21 protein-coding genes and 1 rRNA gene are annotated in these 24,767 nt (G+C 67.7%); 13 read left to right on the top strand and 9 right to left on the bottom strand.

The features are described 5' to 3' along the window. The first annotated feature begins 156 nt into the window (after positions 1 to 156). The 4 genes from rrf (at position 157) to IU448_RS21520 (ending at position 2,299) form a co-directional block, all read left to right on the top strand. A 5S ribosomal RNA gene (rrf, locus tag IU448_RS21535) occupies positions 157 to 273 on the top strand. A gap of 426 nt (positions 274 to 699) precedes the next feature. After that, positions 700 to 1,278 (top strand): hypothetical protein, encoded by a 579-nt coding sequence (locus IU448_RS21530; RefSeq protein WP_195057437.1) that lies wholly within the window; start codon positions 700 to 702, stop codon positions 1,276 to 1,278. A gap of 21 nt (positions 1,279 to 1,299) precedes the next feature. Then, a complete protein-coding gene (gene nucS, locus IU448_RS21525) occupies positions 1,300 to 1,983 on the top strand; it encodes an endonuclease NucS (RefSeq protein WP_195057436.1) in 684 nt (227 codons plus the stop codon). A gap of 10 nt (positions 1,984 to 1,993) precedes the next feature. Further along, on the top strand, positions 1,994 to 2,299 hold the full coding sequence (locus IU448_RS21520; RefSeq protein ID WP_195057435.1) for an ATP/GTP-binding protein: 306 nt from the start codon (positions 1,994 to 1,996) through the stop codon (positions 2,297 to 2,299). A 396-nt stretch (positions 2,300 to 2,695) separates the two neighbouring features. Here IU448_RS21520 and IU448_RS21515 read toward each other — a convergent pair whose 3' ends face one another. Both IU448_RS21515 and mce read right to left on the bottom strand, forming a co-directional pair. Further along, positions 2,696 to 3,712: a hypothetical protein gene (locus IU448_RS21515; protein ID WP_195057434.1), complete on the bottom strand. Its 1,017-nt coding sequence runs from the start codon at positions 3,710 to 3,712 to the stop codon at positions 2,696 to 2,698. A gap of 86 nt (positions 3,713 to 3,798) precedes the next feature. Then, complete coding sequence (gene mce, locus IU448_RS21510) at positions 3,799 to 4,272, bottom strand: methylmalonyl-CoA epimerase (RefSeq protein WP_195057433.1); 474 nt, start codon at positions 4,270 to 4,272, stop codon at positions 3,799 to 3,801. 335 nt (positions 4,273 to 4,607) lie between these two features. Here mce and IU448_RS21505 point away from each other — a divergent pair, with 335 nt between their 5' ends. The 3 genes from IU448_RS21505 (at position 4,608) to IU448_RS21495 (ending at position 7,134) form a co-directional block, all read left to right on the top strand. Then, the gene (locus IU448_RS21505; protein ID WP_195057432.1) at positions 4,608 to 5,786 is read left to right on the top strand and encodes an acetyl-CoA C-acetyltransferase; all 1,179 of its coding nucleotides are present in this window, start codon (positions 4,608 to 4,610) and stop codon (positions 5,784 to 5,786) included. A gap of 69 nt (positions 5,787 to 5,855) precedes the next feature. Then, a complete protein-coding gene (locus IU448_RS21500) occupies positions 5,856 to 6,221 on the top strand; it encodes a DUF3817 domain-containing protein (protein ID WP_416383031.1) in 366 nt (121 codons plus the stop codon). 61 nt (positions 6,222 to 6,282) lie between these two features. Next, positions 6,283 to 7,134 (top strand): tetratricopeptide repeat protein, encoded by an 852-nt coding sequence (locus tag IU448_RS21495; protein WP_195057502.1) that lies wholly within the window; start codon positions 6,283 to 6,285, stop codon positions 7,132 to 7,134. Positions 7,135 to 7,502: 368 nt separating this feature from the next. Here IU448_RS21495 and glgB read toward each other — a convergent pair whose 3' ends face one another. Together glgB and IU448_RS29090 are read right to left on the bottom strand one after the other, a co-directional pair. Continuing rightward, positions 7,503 to 9,659 carry a 1,4-alpha-glucan branching protein GlgB gene (gene glgB / locus IU448_RS21490; protein WP_280457106.1) on the bottom strand — a complete coding sequence of 719 codons (2,157 nt, stop codon included), beginning with the start codon at positions 9,657 to 9,659 and terminating at the stop codon, positions 7,503 to 7,505. Further along, positions 9,656 to 11,659 (bottom strand): maltotransferase domain-containing protein, encoded by a 2,004-nt coding sequence (locus IU448_RS29090; RefSeq protein ID WP_228813697.1) that lies wholly within the window; start codon positions 11,657 to 11,659, stop codon positions 9,656 to 9,658. Before IU448_RS29090 ends, glgB begins: the two co-directional genes overlap by 4 nt. A 150-nt stretch (positions 11,660 to 11,809) precedes the next feature. Between IU448_RS29090 and glgP the strand changes: the two genes are divergently transcribed. From glgP to IU448_RS21475, 3 genes are all read left to right on the top strand, one after another. Continuing rightward, positions 11,810 to 14,338, top strand: a complete 2,529-nt coding sequence (gene glgP, locus IU448_RS21485) for an alpha-glucan family phosphorylase (protein ID WP_195057429.1) — start codon at positions 11,810 to 11,812, stop codon at positions 14,336 to 14,338. A 639-nt stretch (positions 14,339 to 14,977) separates the two neighbouring features. Then, complete coding sequence (locus tag IU448_RS21480; protein WP_195057428.1) at positions 14,978 to 16,339, top strand: NCS2 family permease; 1,362 nt, start codon at positions 14,978 to 14,980, stop codon at positions 16,337 to 16,339. 211 nt (positions 16,340 to 16,550) lie between these two features. Then, a complete protein-coding gene (locus IU448_RS21475; RefSeq protein WP_195057427.1) occupies positions 16,551 to 17,093 on the top strand; it encodes a DoxX family protein in 543 nt (180 codons plus the stop codon). 179 nt (positions 17,094 to 17,272) lie between these two features. On the opposite strand, the gene IU448_RS21470 is transcribed toward IU448_RS21475, so the two are convergent. After that, a complete protein-coding gene (locus IU448_RS21470; RefSeq protein ID WP_195057426.1) occupies positions 17,273 to 19,321 on the bottom strand; it encodes an ATP-dependent DNA helicase in 2,049 nt (682 codons plus the stop codon). A 132-nt stretch (positions 19,322 to 19,453) separates the two neighbouring features. Here IU448_RS21470 and IU448_RS21465 point away from each other — a divergent pair, with 132 nt between their 5' ends. The 3 genes from IU448_RS21465 to IU448_RS21455 all read left to right on the top strand — a co-directional run bounded on the left by IU448_RS21465 (position 19,454) and on the right by IU448_RS21455 (position 21,289). After that, positions 19,454 to 20,329: an oxidoreductase gene (locus tag IU448_RS21465; protein WP_195057425.1), complete on the top strand. Its 876-nt coding sequence runs from the start codon at positions 19,454 to 19,456 to the stop codon at positions 20,327 to 20,329. 73 nt (positions 20,330 to 20,402) lie between these two features. After that, the gene (locus tag IU448_RS21460) at positions 20,403 to 20,930 is read left to right on the top strand and encodes a transcriptional regulator (RefSeq protein ID WP_324188660.1); all 528 of its coding nucleotides are present in this window, start codon (positions 20,403 to 20,405) and stop codon (positions 20,928 to 20,930) included. Beyond that, positions 20,927 to 21,289 carry a DUF3817 domain-containing protein gene (locus IU448_RS21455; protein WP_195057423.1) on the top strand — a complete coding sequence of 121 codons (363 nt, stop codon included), beginning with the start codon at positions 20,927 to 20,929 and terminating at the stop codon, positions 21,287 to 21,289. Before IU448_RS21460 ends, IU448_RS21455 begins: the two co-directional genes overlap by 4 nt. Before the next feature lie 150 nt (positions 21,290 to 21,439). Here the strand turns inward: IU448_RS21455 and rdgB are convergent, their stop codons facing one another. The 4 genes from rdgB to IU448_RS21435 form a co-directional block, all read right to left on the bottom strand. Next, positions 21,440 to 22,048 carry an RdgB/HAM1 family non-canonical purine NTP pyrophosphatase gene (gene rdgB, locus IU448_RS21450; RefSeq protein WP_195057422.1) on the bottom strand — a complete coding sequence of 203 codons (609 nt, stop codon included), beginning with the start codon at positions 22,046 to 22,048 and terminating at the stop codon, positions 21,440 to 21,442. Further along, the gene (gene rph / locus IU448_RS21445) at positions 22,048 to 22,821 is read right to left on the bottom strand and encodes a ribonuclease PH (RefSeq protein WP_195057421.1); all 774 of its coding nucleotides are present in this window, start codon (positions 22,819 to 22,821) and stop codon (positions 22,048 to 22,050) included. Before rph ends, rdgB begins: the two co-directional genes overlap by 1 nt. Positions 22,822 to 23,095: 274 nt before the next feature. Beyond that, on the bottom strand, positions 23,096 to 23,860 hold the full coding sequence (locus IU448_RS21440) for a cyclic nucleotide-degrading phosphodiesterase (RefSeq protein ID WP_195057420.1): 765 nt from the start codon (positions 23,858 to 23,860) through the stop codon (positions 23,096 to 23,098). 69 nt (positions 23,861 to 23,929) lie between these two features. Then, on the bottom strand, positions 23,930 to 24,649 hold the full coding sequence (locus tag IU448_RS21435; RefSeq protein WP_195057419.1) for a rhomboid family intramembrane serine protease: 720 nt from the start codon (positions 24,647 to 24,649) through the stop codon (positions 23,930 to 23,932). Between the last annotated feature and the right edge of the window lie 118 nt (positions 24,650 to 24,767).

The raw sequence follows: 24,767 nt of genomic DNA, 5'->3' as shown, positions 1-24,767 counted from the left end.
AGGTGACCGGTACTAATAGGCCGAGGGCTTACAAACAAAGGTTGCTACGCGTCCACTGTGCAGTATCTGAAACAACACACAGATACAGAAGACACCCACAATCCTTCATTCGTGGAGTAGTTGGGGGGTGGCTCTCTGTGGATAGTTTCATAGAGTTACGGCGGTTATAGCGGCAGGGAAACGCCCGGTCCCATTCCGAACCCGGAAGCTAAGCCTGCCAGCGCCGATGGTACTGCACTCGACAGGGTGTGGGAGAGTAGGACACCGCCGGAACATAATTCCCTCTAGGGGCCCACATTTGTGGGCCCCTAGAGTGCGTTCTGGGGCAGCTGTTTCGGGGAGATCCTCGGTCACGCGGCGCATATAGCCGGCACTGGCTCACCTGGCCGAAATCGGTAAGTAACCGGCGGGTTCGGATATGCGAGGGTTGGGCGACTTCAGCCGGAAGCGCCAACTGAGGTGTACTTCGCCTTGTGTGACTGCGGTATCTTTTCTTTCGGTACAGTCTCCGCCGGCGGGCGTCGGGGGGATCTTGCGATGGCGCCGGCGTCGAGTGGTGCCGGAGAAGGGGGCTCCGTGGCTTATTCATATGGTTCTCCGGGAAACGGTGCGTACGGTGGACCGGCATTCGGTGCGCCCGTGCCTGGGGGCGGATATCCCGGGCCACCCGGGTACGGAGGCTTTCCAGTTGGCCCGCCCATGAACCCGCAGCCGCCGCAACGGCCCGCCTCCGTTGCCAGGGTGGTGATCGCGGTTGTCGTGGTACTCGGCCTTACGTTCGGTCTGGCGGGCGGCGTGTACTTCTGGGTGGAGCAGCGCAAGCAGGCATCCGGGCCCCTGGACTATCCAGCACTCGGGTCTTGTACAGATACGGTGACGCACCATATGGGCGACCCGGTGAACCCGGTGAACTGCGCGGACCCACGGGCAACCGTCAAGATCGTGAAATCCCAGAATCCGGACGATCCCGGTGACGAGGTGACCTGTACCGATGACCAGATCCTTTATCAGGTCTATGGAAAACACTACGGCGAGCACGTATTTCTCACTGCCTGCGGCACCCCGCAATTGACAGTTGGCCGGTGCTACCACGTATTGCTGAACAAGGGGGAGTATCGGCCCGCCTGTGGCAGTGACTCCGCTCGTCTCGTCCAGATATTGCCGCGGGCAACGTCCACGGATGTGTGCGGGACGCCGATCATGGACGAGACCACCGCGTATATGTCGAATTTCGTCGACGAGACCGAAGAGAAGACCTACTGCTTCGAGGCGCCGTGAGCAACACCTAGACTCTGCCGGATGCGACTCGTGATTGCTCGTTGCCAGGTCGACTATGTGGGGCGGTTGACCGCTCATCTGCCGATAGCTCGCCGGCTGTTGATGTTGAAGGCGGATGGGTCGGTGCTGGTGCATTCCGACGGAGGTTCCTATAAGCCGTTGAACTGGATGAGTCCGCCGTGCTGGCTGGACGAGCGAGAGCCGGATGCGGCGGGGCAGTTCAAGGCACTTTGGGTGGTGAGCAACAAAGCGGGGGAGGAATTGCGGATCGGGATCGAGGAGATCGAGCACGATTCCAGCCATGAACTGGGGGTGGATCCTGGGCTGGTCAAGGACGGAGTCGAGGCGCATCTGCAGGAGTTGCTGGCCGAGCATGTGGAAACCCTCGGAGCAGGGTTCAGCCTCATCCGCCGGGAGTACATGACCGCGATCGGGCCGGTGGACCTCCTGTGCCGGGATGCGGACGGGCGTACGGTCGCGGTGGAGATCAAACGGCGGGGGGAGATCGACGGGGTGGAACAGTTGACGCGCTACCTGGAGTTGCTGAACCGGGATCCGCTGCTTTCGCCGGTGGCGGGGGTGTTCGCGGCGCAGCAGATCAAACCGCAGGCGCGGACCCTGGCGGAGGATCGCGGGATTCGCTGCCTGACCCTGGATTACAACGCTCTGCGCGGGACCGAGAGCAACGAATTCCGGCTCTTCTAAGCTGGAAGCCATGCCACGACGAAAACCGCGCAGCGGGCGCTACGGAGCGCAGTCGCAACGGTTGGGCACCGGGCTGGGCGATGTCTACCGCCGGACCGAAACCGGGCCCGACGGCGACGAATACGTAGTGCGGACGGTGCCGGGCGCGCGAGCGGTGAAACGGTACCGCTGCCCGGGCTGCGATCACGAGATCATGCCGGGAGTTCCGCATGTGGTGGCCTGGCCCGCCGGTAGCGGGGAGACGGACCGCCGGCATTGGCATCGGGGGTGCTGGAGCGGACGGGGCACCCGCGGAATCACCCGGCAGTGGTCCTGAGCCGGTCGACGTGCCGGCCGCTGTCGCAGCATCGGACCTCCACCGGCCGGTTCACGGAATGGATCGCGCCCCGGGGCGCAGCGGGCTGAACGGTCGAGCGCTTCGGGGGAACACGGGAGCAGTAGAGCGGCGCGGCCGGCTTCGTGAGCGGGGACCCAGCCGGCTCGGGTACCGATCGGAGATCCGATATGAATCGGCGGGATGCGGCGACACAGCGAACTGTCCGGTGGCCGGGCGCTCAGGGACCGGCTGCGGGCGGGTTGTTCGGTATGAGGCCGGCCTGGTCAGGGCCGGGCACGCGGTGCCTCGACATGAGGAAGGCCGCCCCCGCGGGGGCGGCCTTCGGAGGGATTTCCGTGTCGCCGTACACGTTCCGACAGCAGCTCTGATGGAACTCTAGTTGCTGATGTCGGCGTTTTCGCGTTCTTCTTCGACGATATCGTCCGACTCGTCGTCGGCGTTCACCTCGGGGATCGCCTTCTGATTGTTGCGGCCGGATACCGACTTGTTCTGCCCGCTGCCGATCGATTTACGCGGCTGTTCGGGCACCCCGTCGAGCAGTTCGCTTTCCCGGTTGACGGCGGCCAGCATGGCGGGCACCGAATCGAGCTGGCCGCGGATACCGAGCAGCTGGGCCAGGACGCGGCCGCGCAGGACGCGCATCTCCTCGGCCAGTTCCTTGGCGTGCGCGATCTTGCGCTCGGAGGTCTGGGTGGCGGAGGTGATGAGACGGTTGGCCTCGTCGGTGGCGTCCTTGATCCGCTGGGCGGCCTCGGCGCGGCTGGTGGCCTCCAGTTCTTCCATGGCGCGGGTCAGCTTGGTACGACGCTCGGCCATGGTGACCTCGAAGTCCTGCTGGGTGGCCTTGCGCTTGGCCTCGGACTCCTTGGCCAGGCGTTCGGCCTCGGCCTGGGCGGCTTCGATGATCTTCGACGATTCGGTACGTGCGTTCGCGAGGGTCTGCTCGTACTCGATTTCGAGAGCTTCGCGCTTCTCTTTGGTTTCGGCGAGCAGCGATTCGTACTTACCGCGCATCTCGGCGGCCTGCTGCTCGGCGATGGAAACCATCTCCGCGGCCTCGGCCTGCGCCAGCGCGCGGACCTCGGAGGCCTCGTCGGAAGCCAATCGCAGCATCCGGGAGATGCGATCGCTCATCCCTTCCGCGGTGGTCGGCGGGACGGACAGCCGGTCGACCTCCTTACGGAGCTCGTCGATTTCGTCGCGGGCATCCTCCAGCTGACTGGCGAGGTTGCGGGCCTGGGCGGCAGCGGCATCGCGGTCGGTGGCGGTGACCCGCAACTCGGCATCGAAACGGTCGAAATAGTTACGTACCTCGTCTTGCGCATAACCCTTGCGCACGACGGTGAAGGGCAGCGCAACGAAGCGATTGCGATCGGACTCGGGTGACGACATGGCCAACAAACTACAGCCTGAGACCGGCGCATGGTGAGCCGACCGGGAATGTTATCGGAGGTACGCCTAACGGTCCGATTACGATACTAGTGCGTAACATTCGGGTCCGGCTCGACCAACTCGACCAGCACACCGCCAGCATCCTTCGGGTGGATGAAATTGATGCGCGAATCGGCGGTTCCGCGGCGCGGCGCCTCGTACAGCAAACGCACTCCGCGATCGCGTAGATATGCGGAAACGGCGTCGATATCGGTGACTCGGAACGCCAACTGCTGCAGGCCAGGTCCGCTGCGGTCGATGAACTTCGCGATCGTGGAGCTCTCGTTCAGCGGTGCCAGCAACTGCAGAGCAGTCGAATCGTCCTCGGCGGCGGGCGCGGACAGCATCGCCTCCTGGACGCCCTGTTCGTCGTTGACCTCGCGGTGGGTTTCGACCAGGCCGAGGTTCTCGGCGTACCAGGCGACGGCCGTGTCCAGATCGGGCACGGCGATGCCGACGTGGTCCACCGCGACGACGTAGTCGGCGGGAATGAATTCTGATGACGGGGTAGCGGTGCTCACTCTTCGAACGTAGCGCGTTCCGGTGTGCCGCCGGTGCGTACCCACCCGTTCACCGGAAACTGATGGCGGCTGCCTTCATGTAATCGCAGGTGATCTGCGCATCCCTGCGGGCCGAATGCCGGAGTCGCCGGGTTACCGTGGAAGGGTCCGCACGATGCGTTACTCGCGGGTAGCGCGTCGGGTCGGTTCACCCGAGTCGGCCGATGGTGGCCCGGTCCGCGGTGGCCCGGTTGGAGCCGGTCGGCCCGACTGCCCGCTGCGATCCGGTATCCGCACCCGGTCGAGGACCCCGACCTCGAGCCGCGGAGCGGTTCCAGAATTACAGGAGGCTTGTCGTGACCAACTCCGTGATCGTTGCCGGTGCACGTACCCCGGTCGGCCGGCTGCTGGGCGGCCTGAAGGATTTCAGCGGTTCGGCGCTCGGCGGTGTCGCCATCGCCGGTGCGCTGGAGAAGGCCGGTGTTCGTGGCGACCAGGTCGACTACGTGATCATGGGACAGGTGCTCACCGCCGGTGCGGGGCAGATCCCGGCGCGGCAGGCCGCGGTCGCCGGCGGTATCCCGATGGATGTTCCGGCGCTCACCCTGAACAAGGTGTGCCTGTCCGGTATCAACGCCATCGCGCTGGCGGATCAGCTGATCCGGGCCGGCGAGTACGAGATCGTGGTCGCCGGTGGTCAGGAGTCGATGAGCCGCGCTCCGCATATGCTCGAGAAGAGCCGGGAGGGATTCAAGTACGGCGATGTGACGCTGCGCGACCATATGGCCTACGACGGGCTGCACGATATCTTCACCGATCAGGCGATGGGCGCGCTCACCGAGCAGCGCAACGAGACCGATCCCATCACCCGCGCCGATCAGGACGCCTTCGCCGCGGCCTCGCATCAGCGGGCGGCCGCCGCGTGGAAGAACGGGGTGTTCGACGACGAGGTGGTGCCGGTCGAGGTGCCGCAGCGTAAGGGCGATCCGGTGCTGTTCCGGCAGGACGAGGGTATTCGCGCCGATACGACCGCGGAATCGCTGTCCAAGCTGCGGCCGTCGTTCAGCAAGAACGGCACGATCACGGCGGGTTCGGCATCGCAGATCTCCGATGGCGCGGCGGCTGTCGTGGTGATGAGCAAGGCCAAGGCGCAGGAGCTGGGGCTGAGCTGGATTGCCGAGATCGGTGCCGCCGGTGTGGTGGCCGGCCCGGATTCGACACTGCAGGACCAGCCGGCCGACGCCATCGCCAAGGCGTGCGCCAAGGAGGGCATCGCACCGGCCGATCTGGACCTGGTGGAGATCAACGAGGCATTCGCGGCGGTGGGTATCGCTTCGACGCGCAAGCTCGGGATCGACCCGGCGAAGGTCAATGTGAACGGTGGCGCCATCGCGATCGGGCATCCGCTCGGGATGTCGGGTGCGCGGATCGTGCTGCATCTGGCGCTGGAGTTGAAGCGGCGCGGCGGCGGGGTCGGGGCGGCGGCGCTGTGTGGTGGCGGTGGCCAGGGGGATGCGCTGATCGTCCGGGTCTGAGCGTCCGGTATGACCGGTGTGACCGGTTCGACTACGACGCAATGTAGTGGCTGAGGCACAATGGTGCCCATGAACTTTCTTGGTCTGGGTACCACTGCCGGTCGGTTCCGCTTCTTCGCCGTGCTCGAGGCGCTGTCCTGGCTGGGTCTGTTGACCGGAATGGCGTTCAAATACCTTCCGGAAGAAGGCAACGAGATCGGCGTGAAGATCTTCGGCCCGGTACACGGCGGCGTCTTCGTCCTGTTCGTGCTGATCGCGCTCGTGACCGCGCGTGAATTCGAATGGAACTGGAAGACCACCGTGCTGGCGCTGCTGTCCAGCATCCCGCCGTTCTTCACCGTGCTGTTCGAGGTGTGGGCCGTGCGCACCGGCAAATTCGACCAGCAGGGCGTGTCCGGTACCGAGTCCCCGAAGACCCTCGCCACCTCGTCGTGACAGACTGGATGCTGTGACTCGACCAGCATCACGCCGTCCTTCACCAGCCGTAGCCGCCGCCATGTCCGGGGCGGTCGATCTGTCCGCCCTGAAACAGCCGCCCGCGGGCGCCGCGGCTGCGTCCGGTGACCATACGGTCACCGAGGCGGATTTCGAGACCAAGGTCCTGCGCCGCTCCATGCAGGTGCCGGTCGTGGTGGCGCTGTATTCGCAGCGCAGCCCCGGCAGCATCGAATTGGTGCAGTTGCTGGAGCGGCTTCTGGGCGAGGCGAACGGCACCTGGGATCTGGCCGCCGTCGAAGCCGAGAGCAATATGCGGATCGCGCAGGCATTCGGCGTCCAGGGCATTCCCACGGTGATCGCCGTCGCCGGTGGTCAGCCACTCGCGGACTTCCAGGGCGGGCAGCCCGAGGAGCAGGTCCGGCAGTGGCTCGCCGCCGTGGTCCAGGCGGTGGAGGGCAAGCTCGAAGGTGATCCGGGCGGTGAGGCCCCGGAGCCGCCCGCGGATCCTCGCTTCGCCGCCGCCGAAGCCCTGCTCGAGCAGGGTGACTTCGCGGGCGCGGAATCGGCCTACGAATCGATTTTGTCCCAGGAACCGGCCAATACCGAGGCCAAGTCCGCGCTGCGCCAGGTGAAGTTCCTGGGGCGGGCCCAGCAGCTGCCGGAAACGGCGATTGCCACCGCGGATGCGGATCCGGGCAATATCGCGGCCGCGCTCGACGCCGCCGATGTGGAGATGTTCCAGCAGCAACCCGAGGCGGCGTTCGACCGGCTGATCGGCCTGATCAAACGCACGTCGGGCGATGAGCGGGCCACCGTGCGCACGCGCCTGGTGGAGCTGTTCGAACTGTTCGACCAAGCGGAGCCTTTCGTGGTCGCGGCGCGGCGCAAGCTGGCGACTGCGCTCTACTGACGCCGGTGCGTGGAGCCCGTCCCACGCGCACGGGTCCTCGACCGCTGCGGCTGCCGAGCCGCGGTTCGGTGCGTAGTGTTCCGAGTCGGTCCTGCCGGGTGTCCTGCCGGCTGCTCTCGGGTATCGGCCGGCCGCGGCGGCATTACTGCGGATTCGGCACAGGAGCCGGTGACGGATCGGCACTCGTGCGGGCGAGGCCAAGCCGGCGCCGGGCCGCCCGACGACGGTGACGAAGCCGGTCGGCGTATGTGGCGCCCGCTCGGATCCGGTCCCGAGGGACATATGTCGGCGGGCAGACCGTGGCGCGGCCCTGTCTTGCCTGGATCGGTGCGGGAACGCTGCGGCTTTGGTACGCACGGCGACCCGGGTCAGTGCCGGGGGACGAGCCAGACGACGCTGAGCGGTCCCACGGTGACCCCCGCGGAGGCGGGGCGGTCGTGCAAGGGAGCCGGCTCGGCGCGGACGACGCCGAGGTTGCCGGTGCCGGTTCCGCCGTATTCGAGGGCGTCGGTGTTCAGTATCTCCAGCCAATCGCCGGGCAGCGGCAGCCCGATCCGGTAATCGGTGTAGGTGCTGCCGGAGAAATTGCAGACGCAGGCGACGACCGTGCCGTCGGCGGCGTGGCGGAGGAAGGCCAGCACGTTGGCGTCGCGGTCATCGCTGCTGATCCAGGAATGCCCGCCGGGAGTGGTGTCCTGACTCCACAGGGCCGGGTGTTCGCGGTAGATGCGGTTGAGGTCGGCGACCAGTAGCTGGATACCGCGGTGCAGCGGGTTGTCCAGTTCGTGCCAGTCGAGGCTGTGATCGTGCCACCATTCGCGGTAGTGGCCGAACTCCTGACCCATGAACAGCAACTGTTTACCGGGATGGGACCACATATAGGCCAGGAGCGCGCGGACACCGCCGGCCTTGGCGAACTCGTCGCCGGGCATCCGGGTCCACAGAGTGCCCTTGCCGTGGACGACCTCGTCGTGACTGATCGGAAGTACGTAGTTCTCGCTCCACGCGTACATCAGCGAGAAGGTGATCTCGTTGTGGTGCCAGGCGCGGTACACGGGGTCACGGCTCAGATAGCCGAGCGTGTCGTGCATCCAGCCCATATTCCACTTCATGGTGAAGCCCAGACCGCCGACCTCGGTCGCCCGGGTGACGCCGGGCCAGGTGGTGGATTCCTCGGCGATCGTCAGCACACCCGGGTACGAACCGTGCAGGCTCTCGTTCAGCTCGATGAGGAACTCGACCGCTTCCAGGTTTTCCCGCCCGCCGTGGATATTCGGCTCCCATCCGCCGTCCTCGCGGCCGTAGTCCAGGTAGAGCATGGCGGCGACCGCGTCGACCCGCAGCCCGTCGATATGGAATTCCTCGATCCAATAGCGGGCGTTGGCGACCAGGAAGTTGCGGACCTCTGGTCGGCCGTAGTCGAAAACGTAGGTCCCCCAGGCGGGTTGTTCGCCGCGGCGCGGGTCGGGGTGCTCGTAGAGCGGGGTGCCGTCGAATCGGGCCAGTGCCCACGCGTCGCGGGGGAAATGCCCGGGTACCCAATCCAGAATGACGCCGATTCCGCCGGCATGCATATGGTCGACGAAGGCACGGAAATCGTCCGGGCTGCCGAACCGTGCGGTGGGGGCGTAGTAGGAGGTGACCTGGTATCCCCACGAGCCGCCGAAGGGATGTTCGGCCATGGGCAGCAGTTCCACATGGGTGAAACCGAGGCGGCGTGCGTAGTCGCTGAGTTGTCCGGCGAGTTCGCGGTAACCCAGGCCGGGACGCCACGAGGCGAGATGTACTTCGAACACGCTCAGCGGCGCCCGCGCCGGGTCGGTGTGGGCGCGGTCGGTGAGCCAACGCTGATCGGTCCAGTTGTGCCGGCTCTGCGTGACCACGGATGCGGTGGCCGGAGGGAGTTCGGTGGCGAACGCGAGCGGGTCGGCATGGTCGGTGACGCGGCCGTCGGCGCCGTGGATGCGGTATTTGTAGCGATCGGCGGGGGCAGCGCCCGGTACGAAGACCTCCCAGACGCCCGAACTGCCGAGGGCACGCATCGGCCAGGTACCGCCCTGCCAGTTGTCGAAATCGCCGAATACGGTGACACCGCGGGCGTTCGGCGCCCACACCGCGAACGAGACCCCGGTGACCTCGCCGTCCAGACCCGGATAACGGCGCGGATGCGCACCGAGTACCTGCCACAACCGCTGATGGCGGCCCTCACCGATCAGATGCAGGTCGAGAGCGCCGAGGGTCGGCAGGTAGCGGTAGCCGTCGGCGAGGACCATGGTCGGGTGGTGCGGGTAGGTGGTGACGACCCGGTAGTCCAGTAGTTCGGGGTAGGGAAGTACGCCGCCGAATACGCCGTGGCCCGATGCCTCGAGCCGATGGTCGGCCCCGCCGACGCGGACCGAGACCGCCTCCGCATCCGGCCGCAACACCCGCACGATCGTGCCGTCCGGGACCGGGTGGGCGCCCAGCACCGTGTGGGGATCGGGATGGCTGCCCGCGGCCAGCAGCAGCAGATCGCGCCGGTTCACCGCAGCGTCCGCCGGTAGGCCAGGCCGGCGCGAGCATGCTGCGGTACGGGCGGCAAGGCGATGACGTGGGCGACCGCGCGCGCCGGGTCGAGCCGGATGTAGTTGGTCTGCGCCCAGTGGTACTCCTCGCCGCTGATCTCGTCGTGGACCACCGGATGGTCGTGCCATTCGCGGCCGACGGCGGGCAGATCCAGGGACAGCATGCCCTGTTCCGCGGTGAACGGGTTCAGGTTCACCACCACCAGGACGGCGTCGCCGGTTACCGGGTCGACCTTCGAATACGCCAGCAGGTTGTCGTTGTCGATGTGGTGGAAATGCAGGCAGCGCAGCTGCCGCAGCGCCGGGTGGCGGTGGCGGATCTCGTTGAGCCGGGTGAGCCACGGTTCCAAGGATTCGCCGCGGGCCCGGGCTTCGGCGAACGGTCGGGGACGCAGTTCGTACTTCTCCGAATCCAGGTACTCCTCGCTACCCGGACGCACGGGCTGGTGTTCGTAGAGCTCGTAACCGGAGTACACCCCCCAGCTCGGGGCCAGGGTGGCGGCGAGCACCGCGCGGATCGCGAACATTCCCGGGCCGCCGTGCTGGAGGCTTTCGTGCAGGATATCCGGGGTGTTGACGAACAGGTTGGGTCGCGCCTCGTCGGCTTTCGCGGCGAGTTCGCGGCCGAACTCGGTCAGCTCGTGCTTATGGGTGCGCCAGGTGAAATAGGTGTAGGACTGGCTGAAACCGCGCCGGGCCAGACCGTACAGCCGGGCCGGATAGGTGAAGGCTTCCGACAACAGCACCACATCCGGATCGGTACGGCGGACCGCGGTGATCAGCCACTCCCAGAAGTCCGCCGGTTTGGTGTGCGGATTGTCGACCCGGAAGATCTTCACTCCCAGCCCGGTCCAATACCGCACCACCCGCAGGATCTCGGCGTACAGGCCGTCTGGGTCGTTGTCGAAATCGAGCGGGTAGATGTCCTGGTACTTCTTCGGCGGGTTCTCGGCGTAGGCGATCGTGCCGTCCGGCAGGGTCGTGAACCATTCGGGATGCTGGGTGACCCACGGGTGATCCGGCGCGCACTGCAGCGCCAGATCCAGGGCCACCTCGAGCCCGAGAGCGGCGGCGGCACGGACGAACGCGACGAAATCGGCCTCGGTACCGAGCTGCGGATGGAAGGCATCGTGCCCGCCCTCCGCCGCGCCGATGGCCCACGGGGAACCTACATCGCCGGGGCCGGCGGTGAGGGCGTTGTTGCGGCCCTTCCGGTTCACCCGGCCGATCGGGTGGATCGGCGGCAGATAGACGATATCGAAGCCCATTGCCGCGATCCGGGGCAGTTCGGCGGCCGCGGTGGCGAAGGTGCCGTGGACCGGCAGGCCGTCGGCATCGCGGCCACCGGTCGAGCGGGGAAAGAACTCGTACCACGCGCCGGTCAGCGCGCGAGGCCGTTCCACGAGCACCGAGAACTGCGGGCCGCGCGTCACCAGATCCCGCAGCGGATTCGCGCGCAAGATCTCGGCCACCTCGTCGGTGAACGCGGGCGCGACCCGGGCAGGCAGTTGCTGGGATCCGCGCAGCGCCGCCGCCACCGCACGCAGCCGCTCGAACTGTTTCTTACCGACCGCCTGCGCCGCCCGGTCGAACAGACGCGCCCCGATCTCCAGATCGTTGGCCAGATCGGCCGTACTCTGCCCGACCGCCAATTTCGCTTCGACCGCCGAGCGCCAGGCCGCGATCGAATCGGCCCAGCCCTCCACCCGGTAATGCCACAGCCCGGGCCGGTCGGGGGTGAAGATCCCGTTGAACACGTCGGGTTCGTAGTCGGGAGTCATCGGGATACGGACCGACCGCGTCGACCCGGGCGCGCGGACCGCCAGGCTCGCGCCTACGCTGCCGTGGCCGTCGCGCCATACGACGGCCCGCACCGGGAACGTTTCCCCCACCACCGCCTTCGCCGGATACCCTCCGGGGATATACGGGGCGGTGTCATCGATGGCGATGCGGCCGGTCATCCACACCACAATATTTGCGGCGCCGGCGGCGGCTCGGGCTCGGGGCCCCCTTGTCCCGAATCTTCCCTCCTCCGCTTCGCTCCACCACTGCGGCGGTCCAGATCCAGGGGGGCCGGAACCCCGCGCGCGCAGGCGCGCCAAAATTACAGCATGAAGGCACTGCGTCGGTTCACCGTCCGCGCCCATCTGCCGGAGCGTTTGGCCGCGTTGGGCGATCTGTCGACCAATCTGCGCTGGTCGTGGCACGCTCCAACGCAGGATGTATTCGCCGCACTCGACCCGGTGCGGTGGGCGCAGGCGGGGCACGATCCCGTGCGGATGTTGCCGGAAGTGCCGGCCGGCCGGTTGGCCGAGCTCGCGGACGATGCCGGATACTGCGCGCTGCTGGATACCGCGGCCGCGGATCTGCGGGACTACCTGGAACGGCCCGGGCCGGATTTCGGAGTGCGGGGGGTCGCGTACTTCTCGATGGAGTTCGGGGTCACCGAGGTGATGCCGAATTATTCCGGTGGCCTCGGGATCCTGGCCGGGGATCATCTGAAAGCCGCCTCCGATCTCGGCCTTCCGTTGATCGCGGTCGGGCTGTTCTATCGGTCGGGCTATTTCCGGCAGTCGCTGAGCGCCGACGGCCGGCAGGTCGAACGGTATCCGGTGCTGGACCCACAGGAGTTGCCGCTGCGGCCGTTGACGGCGCAAGGTTCGCCGGTCCTGGTGCATGTGGCGATGCCGGATCGGCGGGTGCTGGCGGCGCGCGTGTGGATTGCGCAGGTGGGCCGGGTTCCGCTCCTGCTGCTGGATTCCGATATCACCGCCAACGACCCGGATCTGCGAGCTGTCACCGACCGGCTCTACAGCGGCGACCAGAACCACCGAATCGAACAGGAGATCCTGGCCGGCATCGGGGGTGTGCGGGCGGTGCGGGCCTACACCGCGGCGACCGGTCTCCCGGATCCAGAGGTCTTTCATATGAACGAGGGGCACGCGGGGTTCCTCGGACTGGAACGGATTCGCGAATACCTCGCTGCCGGGCACGATTTCGATACCGCGCTGGCCGCGGTACGGGCCGGGACCGTGTTCACCACGCATACCCCGGTCCCGGCCGGTATCGACCGGTACCCGATATCGCTGGTACACCGGTATTTCGGCGGATCGTCGGGGGAGACGGATTCACCGCTGCTGCCCGGTATCGGAGTGGACCGGATCGTCGGGCTGGGCCGGGAAGCCGATCCCGAGGTGTTCAATATGGCGCATATGGGGTTGCGGCTCGCGCAGCGCGCCAACGGCGTATCCCGGCTGCACGGGGAGGTGAGCCGGGAGATGTTCAACCCGCTGTGGCCCGGGTTCGACGCCGCCGAGGTACCGATCGGGTCGGTGACCAACGGTGTGCACGCCCCCACCTGGGCGGCGCGGGAATGGGGCGAACTACTGGACGGTCCCGGTGGGTGGGCGCAGCTGGGTGAGCTGGCGCCGGAGCGGCTGTGGGAGGTCCGTAACACGCTGCGCGCGGCTCTGGTGGGCGAGGTGCGGCGGCGGTTGCGCGAATCGTGGCTGCAGCGCGGTGCCGCCGAAGCGGAGCTGTCGTGGGTGGACAGTGTTTTCGATCCGCAGGTGCTCACCGTCGGATTCGCGCGGCGGGTCCCCACCTACAAGCGGCTGACTCTCATGCTGCGCGACCCGCAACGGTTGCGCGACCTGCTGTCGGACCCGGACCATCCGGTGCAGCTGGTGGTTGCGGGTAAGAGTCACCCTGCCGACGAAGGCGGTAAGGCGCTCATCCAGCAAGTGGTGCGTTTCGCCGACGACCCGGCCGTTCGGCACCGGATCGTTTTCCTGCCCGATTACGACATGTCCATGGCCCGGTATCTGTACTGGGGTTGTGATGTGTGGTTGAACAATCCGCTGCGACCGCTCGAAGCCTGCGGAACCTCGGGGATGAAATCCGCGCTCAACGGCGGCCTGAACCTGTCCATCCGGGACGGCTGGTGGGACGAGATGTTCGACGGCGCGAACGGCTGGGCCATCCCGTCCGCCGACGGTGTCGGCGAGGAACGGCGCGACGATCTGGAGGCCACCGCACTCTACGAACTGATGGAACGCACCGTCGCCCCCCGGTTCTACGAGCGCGATACGCACGGTCTGCCGGCGCGCTGGCTCGAGATGGTGCGCCACACCCTGCGCACCCTCGGGCCGAAAGTGCAGGCCGAGCGGATGGTGCACGACTACGCCCAGCAGTACTATGCCCCGGCAGCCGCCGCGTACCGGCGGGCCACCGAATCGGAACTGCGCGGAGCACGGGAGAGCGCGGAGTACCGGAACCGCGTGACACAGGCTTGGCCGCAGGTGCGAGTCCTCCGGGCCGACACCACCGGCCTGCCCGACACACCGGTGCCCGGCGAGCCTCTGTCACTGACCGCGCGCGTCGACCTGGGCGGGCTGGCGCCCGAGGATGTGGTGGTGCAGGCGGTGCTCGGCCGGGTCTCGGCCGACGACGAACTGTTCGACACCACTGTCGTCACAATGTCCTCGACCGGCCCGGAGACCCCGGAATCCACCATCGAGGTGTTCACGGTCGAAACACCGATACCGCTACCGGGCTCGGTCGGTTACACGGTCCGCGTGTTGCCCGCCCATGAACTCTTGTCATCACACGCGGAGCTTGGCCTGGTCGCGAACGCTTGAGCTGTGTCTTTTTGCGCCGCCTGCGGCGGCGCGGGTTTCGGCCCCCTAGGTCCCTAACCTTTCAGGGCCTCGCTGGACTCGGCACCGCGGCTGGTTGTGTCGGTGTTTCGTGGGCCGGAACTTTTGCGGGCCTCGCTGGACTGGCACCGCAGCTGGTTGTGTTCGGGTGGTGTGGTGGTGAACCGGTCGCGATGGTGCCGGGGGCGGCGCTGCTGCTGGACGGGGGCGTTCGGGTCCGGTCGCGAACCGGTAGTCGGCGGCGCTCGGTTCGGTACGGCTGCAGGGTGCGGTGGCGGACTCCCGAAAGCCGTATCGGGTTCGAGGGCGATGGGGAGCGGTTCGGCTCGGCGGGCGCCGTATCTCATGGTGGCGTCGATGGGCTCGGTCACAGTGCACGGCGCATCCCGGACGGGGCGGGCGGGGCTTGCAGGCTCGGTATCGCTGGGCGTCACCGGAATCGACCGATTCGCGGGGGCGTCGCCGGCCGAACCGGGCTGCGGGCAGGGCGGGCGCCGGTGTGGTGTGACTTCGGTTCGTAACAAGCATCCGTTACCGTTCCACTGGCGCTGACCTGCGCCGTACCGCACCGGGTGGGCGGCGACCACCGGGGCGGAGTTTCGCTAGCCGACTGGAGATGCCATGGCCACAGGTCTTCTGACCCGGACTCGCGGGCGGGTGGATACGTTCTTCGGAATCGGTATCCACGGCTCGACCGTGCGACGCGAGCTGATGGCGGGGACCGTGACGTTCCTGGCGATGTGTTACGTCCTGGCGGTCAATCCGGCCATCCTCGGCGACCAGGGCGACCTCGGCGCGCAGGGCATTCCCACTCAGGCTGTGTTCACCGCGACGGCGGTGGCGGCGGTGGTGGGTTCGCTGGTGATGGGATTGTGGGCGCGGTACCCGATCGCGCTGGCCCCGGGGATGGGCTTGAACGCGTTCTTCGCCTATTCGGTGGTGCTCGGGATGGGGATTCCGTGGCAGGTCGCGTTGTCGGGCACGCTGCTGTCCGGTGTGATCTTCTTCGTCCTCGCGGTCACCAAGATCCGCGAGAAGATCCTGAACGCGATTCCGTTGCAGTTGAAACTGGCTGTCGCGGCCGGTGTGGGGACCTTCGTGGCGTTCCTGGGATTGAAGAACGCGGGCATCGTGGTGGACGATTCGGCGACCCTGGTCGGGCTCGGTGATTTCACGCAGGGCGCAACGGTGCTGGCGTTGTTCGGGCTCGTGCTCACTGTTGTTTTCCTGGTCCGCGGCTGGCACGGCGCGGTGCTGTACGGCATTGTCGCGACGGCGGTGGTCGGCATGCTCACCGGTCTGGTGGACGTCCCCGGCGACGTGGTCTCGGTACCGCGGGGGCTGGATCAGACCTTCGGTCAGGCGCTGGCCCATCTTCCCGACGCGTTCACCGCGCAGATGGCGGTGGTGGTGCTGACCATGCTGTTCGTGGATTTCTTCGATGCGTCGGGGACGCTGATCGGGGTGGCGAACCAGGCGGGTCTGCTGAACGCGAAGGGTGAGTTGCCGCGGGCGTCGAGTGCGCTGTCGGCCGATGCGGTGGGCACGATGGCGGGTGCGGTGATCGGAACCTCCACCACCACGGCCTATGTGGAATCCACAGCCGGCGTCTCGGCGGGCGGCCGGACCGGGCTCACGGCGGTGACTACCGCTGCCTGGTTCGCGGTGGCCATGTTCTTCTTCCCGATATTCGCGGTGGTCGCGGGGTCCGGTGCGGTGACCGCGGCGGCGCTGATCGTGGTCGGGGTGCTCATGGCGCGTTCGCTCGGCGATATCGACTGGGGCCGTCTGGAGTTCGCGGTCCCGGCGTTCATCACGATCATCATGATGCCGTTGACGTATTCGATCGCCAACGGGCTGGCCATGGGAATGATCTTCTATCCCGTGGTGATGGTGGCGCGGGGCCGGTTCCGGGAAGTGCATCCGGTGATGTGGGTGCTGACGGTGGTCTTCCTCGCGTACTTCTTCCTGCTTGCGGAATAACCGGACCGTAGATAGGTTAGGCTTACCTGGCATCGCTGGGGGGTTGGTTCGTAGTCTCGGGCGGCTCGTGCCGGGCGGGGATTCTCCGGATTTTCTTCGGGTATCCGGAATAGCCTGCGGCGCGCCGGGGTTGGGATCGACCGGCGACGGAATCGGACCTCGGTCCGTTTGTTTCCGTGGCTAACTATATGCCACTGAACGAGGGGTTTCCATGACCATCGACTCGACACTCGCCCGCACCGATTCACCCACGATCCGCGACCAGGCCATGGCGACCGATATCGGCCTGCTCTTCTTCCGGCTTGTCTTCGGCCTGCTGTTCGCCGCCCACGGCACCCAGAAACTGTTCGGCTGGTTCGGCGGCCCCGGACTGGAAGCCAACAATGCCGGGTTCGAGCAGATGGGCTACAACCCCGGCAGTTTCTTCGGCACCCTGGCCGGGCTCAGCGAATTGACCGGCGGACTCCTGCTCGCCTTGGGGGCCCTGTCACCGCTGGGTGCCGCAATCGTGCTGGGCACGGCCATCGTCATCGTCCACACCACCTTCAGCGGCGGCCTGCTCACCGGCCAAGGCTACGAAATGGGATTGCTGTTCGGCACGGTGGCAGCCGCCCTGGCCTTCACCGGGCCGGGCCGCTTCTCGGTGGACCACCACCGGCCGTGGGCGCGCAGCGGGCTGGTCTGGGGGGGCATCGCGGTGGTGGCCGCCGTCGTCACCGCGGTGATCACCTTGATTCTCGGGAGCGTGCTGTAGTTCTACGCTTCCGTCCGGTGAATTCGGCCGCACCGGGTGCCGCCGAATTCGCCGGCATTCGGTTCTCCGGGATCGAACGCCGAAGCGACGCACCGAAATCGGCGCGCTCGCCCAGGGTTCTGGTGCGCTCGGCTCCCGGCCTCCCCGCTCGCAGTGGAGCGGGGAACGCCGGCGCAAGATCAGACAGTTGCGGCGGCATCCAACCGGTGCAGGGCCTTCAGTACGACGTCCGGGTCCGCGGTTTCCCAATATGGGGGCAGCGAAGCGCGCAGGTAACCGCCGTAGCGGGCGGTGGCGAGGCGGGGATCCAGGATAGCCACCACGCCCCGATCGTCCACGCTGCGCAGCAGACGCCCGGTGCCCTGGGCCAGCAGCAGGGCGGCGTGACTGGCCGCAACGGTGAGAAAGCCGTTGCCGCCACGGGATTCGACCGCGCGCTGGCGGGCGGTCAGGAGTGGATCGTCGGGGCGCGGGAAGGGGATCCGGTCCAGGATCACCAAGCTCAGGGACGGGCCGGGGACATCGACGCCCTGCCATAGCGAGAGTGTGCCGAACAGTGAGGTTTCCGGGTCGTCGGCGAATTTGCGCACCAGGGCGCCGGTGGAATCCTCGCCCTGGCACAGGATCGGCGTTTTCAGCCGGGAACGCAGGGCTTCGGTGGCCGATTTCGCGGCGCGCATGGATGAGAAAAGGCCCAGCGTCCGGCCGCCCGCGGCCGATACCAGCCGTTCGATTTCGTCGAGGTAGGCCGGGGGCAGGCCGTCCCGGCCCGGTGCGGGGAGGTGTTTGGCGACATAGAGGATCCCGGATTTCGCGTGGTCGAACGGCGAGCCCACGTCCAGGGAGGACCAGCGAACGGTGCCGGCGTCCGCGGGAGCTTCGCCGCCGTTGGCCAGCGCGGGGTCGACCTTGCCGCCGGATTCCGGGGGCAGGCCCCAGGTGCGGGCCAGGCCGTCGAACGTACCGCCGATCTGCAGGGTCGCCGACGTCAAGATGACCGTGGCGGTCCCGAACAACTGGCTGCGCAGCAATCCGCCTACGGCAAGCGGTGCCATATGCAGCGAGCGGCGGGTGACACCGCGGACCTCGTCGGCCGACAGCCACACCACATCGCGGCGGGCCGCCGGATCGGGTTCGTCGAAAGCGGTGAGGGCGCGAACCGCGCTGTCGTGGATCTCCTCGACCGCGGCCACGGCCATGTTCCGGCCGGCGGCGGCCTCGGGATCCGAACCCGGTGCGGCGGACCCCTGCGGGTTGAGTGCGGTGCGCGCGTTCCAAGCGGCATCCCGGATGAGGGCGAGGACCTGGCCCACCCCGTCGGGCAGTGCTTCCCAGCGGCTCGGGCCGAGATCCTCGAGGGTGCTGTGCCAGGCTTCGGCGGCCGCCTCGAGCCGGTCTACCTCCTGCTCGTCGATGAGTTTGGCGCAGCGCCGGGCGGCGGCGCTGATGGCCGTCGCCGACAGTTCGGCGGTCGCGATACCGGTGACCCGGTCGACCAGTTCGTGCGCCTCGTCCACGACCACCACATCGTGTTCCGGGAGCACCTGGATTCCGCTGATGGCATCGATGGCCAGCAGCGCGTGATTGGTGACGACCACATCGGCCTGCGCCGATTCGGCGCGGGCGCGTTCGGCGAAACAATCCTGGCCGAACGGGCAGCGGGATTTACCCAGGCATTCCCGCGACGACACGCTGACCTGCCGCCAGGCGCGGTCGCTGACCCCGGGGGCGAGTTCGTCGCGGTCGCCGGTTTCGGTGTCGGAGGCCCATTCGTTGAGCCGTTTGACCTCGCGGCCGAGCCGCGAGACCGCGAAAGCGTCGAACAATTCCGCTTCGGCCGGTTCGTCCGGGACAGCGCTGTTGATTTTGTTGAGGCACAGATAGTTGTTGCGGCCCTTGAGGATCGCGAACGCCGGGGGGCGCCCCAGTGGTTTCGCCAGAGCCTGGGCCAGCCGGGGCAGATCCCGGTCCACGAGTTGCCGCTGCAGGGCGATGGTGGCGGTGGAGACCACCACCGTGCGCCCGGTCCGGACCGCGTGGCGCAAGCTGGGCACCAGATAGGCGAGGGATTTGCCGGTACCCGTACCGGCCTGGACCGCGAGATGCCGTTTGGTCTCGATGGCATCGTCCACCGCGGCCACCATGGTCATCTGACCAGGGCGCTCCTTACCGCCGAGTGCGGATACAGCAGTCGCCAGCAGGGTCGATACGGGTGGGAGTTCGGGCACTCGGGCAGCCTACTGCGCTCCACCGACACCCGTGCGCGCAGTCGCGAACCGCGCGGTCCGGCGTCGCGTGCGGCGGGGCGAGTGGTGTGTGTTGCCCTTCACAGCGAACTTACTCGGAAGTAAGGTCGCAGCATGGCGTGGAAACCCGATCAGATGCCCGACCAGCGCGGGCGCGTATTCGTCGTCACCGGAGCCAACGGCGGCCTCGGTGCCGAGACCACCAAGGTTCTGGCCGGCAAGGGGGCCACCGTTGTGATGGCCTGCCGCAACACCGAGAAAGCCCGTGCGGTCGCCGAGAGCATCGGCGGCGATCTCCAGGTTCGCCGGCTGGACCTGGCCGATCTGTCCTCGATCCGCGAATTCGCCGAGGCCACAGGTGAATTCGATGTACTCGTCAACAACGCGGGGCTTATGAACGTGCCGTTCTCGCGCACCGTGGACGGTTTCGAAACCCAGTTCGGGGTGAACCATCTCGGGCATTTCGCACTCACCGGGCTGCTGCTGGACCGGATGCGCGACCGAGTAGTGACCCTGGCCAGCATCGCGCACAAGCAGACACCCAAACTGTGGATCGACGACCTGAACTACGAGAACCGGCGCTACCAACGCAACCTCGCCTATGCGCAGGCCAAACTGTCCAACCTGATGTTCGCGCGCGAACTGCAGCGGCGGCTGGCGGCGGCCGGTTCGCCGAAACGGTCCTACGGGGTGCATCCCGGAGTCTCGGCCACCGAACTGTTCACGCGCACCGAAACCCCACTGGATCTGGTCAGCAAACCCGTGATCCGGCTGGTCGGGCATGCCCCGGCGAAAGCGGCGCATTCCACCTTGTTCGCGGCGACGATGCCGGATGCCGACCCGCAGACCTACTGGGGCCCGACCCGGCTGTTCCAGTCCCAGGGCCCGGTAGCGGCCTCCCCGTCGACCCGGCTGTCGAAGAACACCGGCCTGTGGCGGCGGTTGTGGGAAGAATCGGAGCGGATGACCGGGGTCGGCTACGACCTCTGACCGGCACCGACGGCGACCCCGCGACGCCTACCTCACACTACGGCCGGTGTAGTAGACGGGTACCGTGGTGGGCGTGTCCGAAACACCTCGCCACACCGTGCACCGCCCCGCCCTGATCGTCTTGGCGGTCGTGCTCGCGGTGGCCGCGGTGGCACTGGGCTGGTGGCAGTGGGAACGGTTCTCCTCGGCCAGCGGGACGGCGCAGAACCTCGGCTATGCGATGCAGTGGCCGCTGTTCGGCGCTTTCGCACTGTTCGCCTACTTCCGGTTCGTGCGGCTGGAACAGGAAGCAGGAGCACAGGACGCCCCCGGTGGTGAATCCGCGAACCGGGTCACGGAGACGCCGGACACGGTCGGCGAAACGGAGCCGGCGGCTACCGGTGCCGAACCGGCCGGCGACGCCGCATCGGTACGGCCGAGCCGCCGGCGCACCATCGTCCGCGAACCGCGCGAGATCCCGGCCGGTTTCCTGCCGGAACGACCGCAAGCCACCCGCGACACCGACCCGGTGCTCGCCGAATACAACAGCTACCTCGCCCGGTTGAACGCCGGCGACCAAGCGGGCAGCCAAGCCCGCGATCCCGAGAGGAGCGCCGGTTGACCGCCAGCGAGAAAACCACCGTCGCCGCCGAGCCGGCCCGGCCCGCCGGAGACCGCAAGATCGCGAGTGCGCTCCTGCGCTACCGTGCCCTCGCCTGGATCACCGGCCTGTGGTTGCTGCTGCTCACCGCCGAGATGATCGCGCAGTACGGGTTCGGTGTGGACACTCCGCGGTGGATCGCGCTGGTGCACGGCTGGGCGTACTTCATCTACCTGATCCTCACCGCCGACCTCGCGGTCAAGGTGCGCTGGCCGATCAAACGCACCATCGGCACGCTGCTGGCGGGCACGATCCCGCTGCTGTCCTTCTTCGTCGAGCACCGCAATACCCAGCAGGTCAAACGCGACTTCGGGGTCTGATCGACCTGCCGCGGAACTGACGATATGCCCGCCCCGGAATCGAGACGGCCCGGGGCACCGTGGCCGAGAACGTCGGCTCCTGCCCGGAGCCGGTCGTCGCGCCCCGCAGCAGCGGGCGTAGCGCTGGTCAGGCGAAAGGTCCCGTTCCGGTCAGCCGGTCAGCCCGGCGAGTGCCGGTAGCAGTTCGGCCAGCGCCCGGCCGCGATGCGAGGCCGCGTCCTTCTGCGCCGGGGTCAGCTGAGCCGCGCTGAGCTCACCGCCCTCTGGATGGAACAGCGGATCGTAGCCGAAACCGCCGTCGCCCTGCGGCGCGCGCGCGATGGTCCCCGGCCATTCGCCGCGCACCACGGTCTGCGCGCCGTCCGGTAGCACCAACGCGCACGCCGAGACGAAACGCGCGCCGCGGCGATCGTCGGGAACATCGGCGAGCTGTGCCAGCAGCAGGGCATTGTTGGCGGCGTCGTCGCCGTGCCGCCCGGCCCAGCGAGCCGACAGCACGCCCGGCATCCCGTTCAATGCGTCCACCGCGATCCCGGAATCGTCGGCGATACACGGCAACCCGGTCGCCTCCACCCCGTCCCGGGCCTTGGCCAGCGCGTTCTCCTCGAAGGTCGCCCCGGTTTCGGGCGCCTCCGGATAATCCGGGACATCGTCGAGCCCGACGATCTCGATCCCGGCGACGCCGGCCTCGTCCAGGATCCGGCGCAGCTCGTCCAGTTTCTTGGCGTTACGGCTGGCCAGCAGCACCCGGCGGGTCATTACTTCTTCTTCGCCGGTTCCGGAGCTTCGGGCAGCACGCCGGGATAGGGCAGCGCCAGCGCTTGTTTCTGCACCGCGAACAGTTGCTCGCAGCCCGCCAGCGCGGAATCCAGGAGCTTGTCGAGGGTGGAACGCGGGAAGGTCGCGCCTTCGCCGGTGCCCTGGATTTCCACCAAGGTGCCGGTATCGGTGGCGACGACATTCATATCGACCTCGGCGCGCGAATCCTCTTCATACGGCAGATCCAGCCGGACCCGGCCGTCCACGACCCCGACGCTCACCGCGGCGATCGCGCAGGAGATCGGCTGCGGATCGGCGAGCCCGCCCGCGGCGCCGAGATAGGTGACGGCATCGGCCAGCGCGACATAGGCGCCGGTGATGGCGGCGGTGCGGGTCCCGCCGTCGGCCTGCAGCACATCGCAGTCGACGGCGATGGTGTTCTCGCCGATGGCGGCCAGGTCGATACAGGCGCGCAGAGACCGGCCGACCAACCGGCTGATCTCCTGAGTGCGCCCGCCGACCTTCCCCTTCACCGATTCCCGGCTGCTACGGGTATGGGTGGCGGCCGGTAGCATCGCGTATTCCGCAGTGAGCCAGCCCAAACCGGAGTCGCGCCGCCACGGCGGTACGCCCTCGGTGACGCTGGCCGTGCACATCACCCGCGTCTGCCCGAACTCGACCAGCACCGAACCGGCCGGATGCGTGGTGAAACCTCGGGTTATCCGTACCTCGCGGAGTTCGTCGTCCGCCCTGCCATCGGCTCGTCTCGACACGGGCTCAGCGTAGTGGGGGCACCTCGTGCGTATCCGCCGGGGTCGTAGCGTCCGGTCGCCAACGCCGAGCCGGTACGGGACCCCGCAATCTGCCGACCGCTCGGGGGAGCGTGTCGGCCACGGGCCGGTGGCAGCGGTCCGCGACGGGGCGGAGACCGTTCACGGTGGGGACGTCGCATGATGAGGGCGTCCGTGCCGGGCTTGCGGTCGGCACTGGGGATGCTGCCGCGCGGCGGCGAGACGGGACCGAGCGTGCCGAGCACCGGCGCCGGAGTTACAAGTCGAAGGTCTCGCCCGGTGCCACCGCGTGCACGGGGCCGGTGAATTCGGCCTTTGCCTCGGCGATGACATCTTCGCGGGAAGTCCACGGCGGGATATGGGTGAGGAGCAGTTCCCCGACTCCCGCCGCGGCCGCGATCCGGCCGGCTTCGGTGCCCGAAAGATGTATGCCTTCGGGGCGATTCGCCGGATCGTGGGTCCAGGACGCCTCCGCCATGAGCACATCCGCGCCCTGGGCCAGTTCCTGGACTGCCGAGCAGACGGCGGTATCGCCGGTGTAGACGAAGGTGCGCCCGGCGGCGGTGACGATACGCAATCCGTAGGACTCCGGCGGATGGAACATCCGGCGCGCGGTGATGGTGTGGCCGGGACCGAACTCGACCGTGTCCTGCTCCGCCCACGGACGGAAATCGATCACATCGGACCAGTCGTCGCATTCACCGCCGACCTCGGCCGAAGCATTGCCGATGCGTACCGGAGCGTCCGACGGCCCGCGGACGATGGCCTGCCCGGTGGGCGGGGCGGGGTGGTAGCGCCGCCAGACCAGCAGGCCCGGGAGATCCAGGCAGTGGTCGGCGTGCAGGTGGGTGAGGAAGATATCGACCTCGCCCGGATCGGCGTATCGCTGCAATGCGCCGAGGATCCCCGGACCGAAATCGATGACCACCGGGGACATATCCGGGCCGGTGAGCAGATAACCCGACGCTGGGGAATCCGGGCCGGACACGCTGCCCGAGCACCCGAGGACCGTGAGGCGCATGTGCCCATGCTGCCACGATGTTTCCCGATTCAAGACCGCATCCCCCGAAAATACTGGCCGCATCCGCGGTCACCGGGTTGGGACGGATGTCCCGGTGCGCAGTTGCCGGCGGTGTCGACGTTCATCACTGGAGAGTACCCAGCCGGCAATGAGTCCACCCATTGCCCCGAAAAGGTGTCCCTGCCAGGAGATTCCGTCTTGACCTGGGAGAACGCCCCACAGCAGGGAGCCGTAGAAGGCGAGTACCACCAGGCCGAGCACGATCTGGCCGATCCGGCGCGCGAACCAGCCGCGGCAGATGAGATAGGTGAGCCAGCCGAAGACCAGCGAGGAGGCGCCGATATGCACGGAGTTGGCACCGCCGGTGAGCCAGGTGCCCAACCCGGCGACGATCCAGACGATCGCCGTGGCGGCCAGCCCACGGCCGATACCGGTGGCCAGTGTCAGGAATCCCAGGATCAGCACCGGCAGCGTGTTGCCGATCAGATGATCCCAGCCGCCGTGCAACAGCGGAGCGAAGAGGATGCCGTCGAGCCCGTGAACGACGCGCGGCTCGATCCCCGCGGTGCAATCGATGCAGTAGTCGATGATCGAATCCACCGATTCGATCGAATACAGCAGGACGACGAACGCGGCCATCAGCACCGCGGCGCGCGCCCAGGACCGCCCGGCGGTGAAACGCGGCCGGCCGGCCGGTGCGCCGGGGCCGGACCCGCCGCCGGGAGCCGGTCGGAGCGCCGAAATACGATCGGGGTCGAACGATGCGCCCAGGGGTGCGCCACCGGTCATGACGATCCTCCTCCTCGGCGCACCGAACCCGCTCCGCGCGCCCTACCCCGAGGGTACTGGGTTTGTGGTGCCGCCTCCGGGCACACCGATCGGGGCCCACGGTCGTCAACCATGGAGG

This window comes from Nocardia flavorosea (assembly GCF_015477805.1).
Taxonomy (GTDB): Bacteria; Actinomycetota; Actinomycetes; order Mycobacteriales; family Mycobacteriaceae; genus Nocardia; species Nocardia flavorosea_A.
Note: the sequence above shows the minus strand (reverse complement) of the source record. Positions and strands in the feature narration are given on the sequence as shown.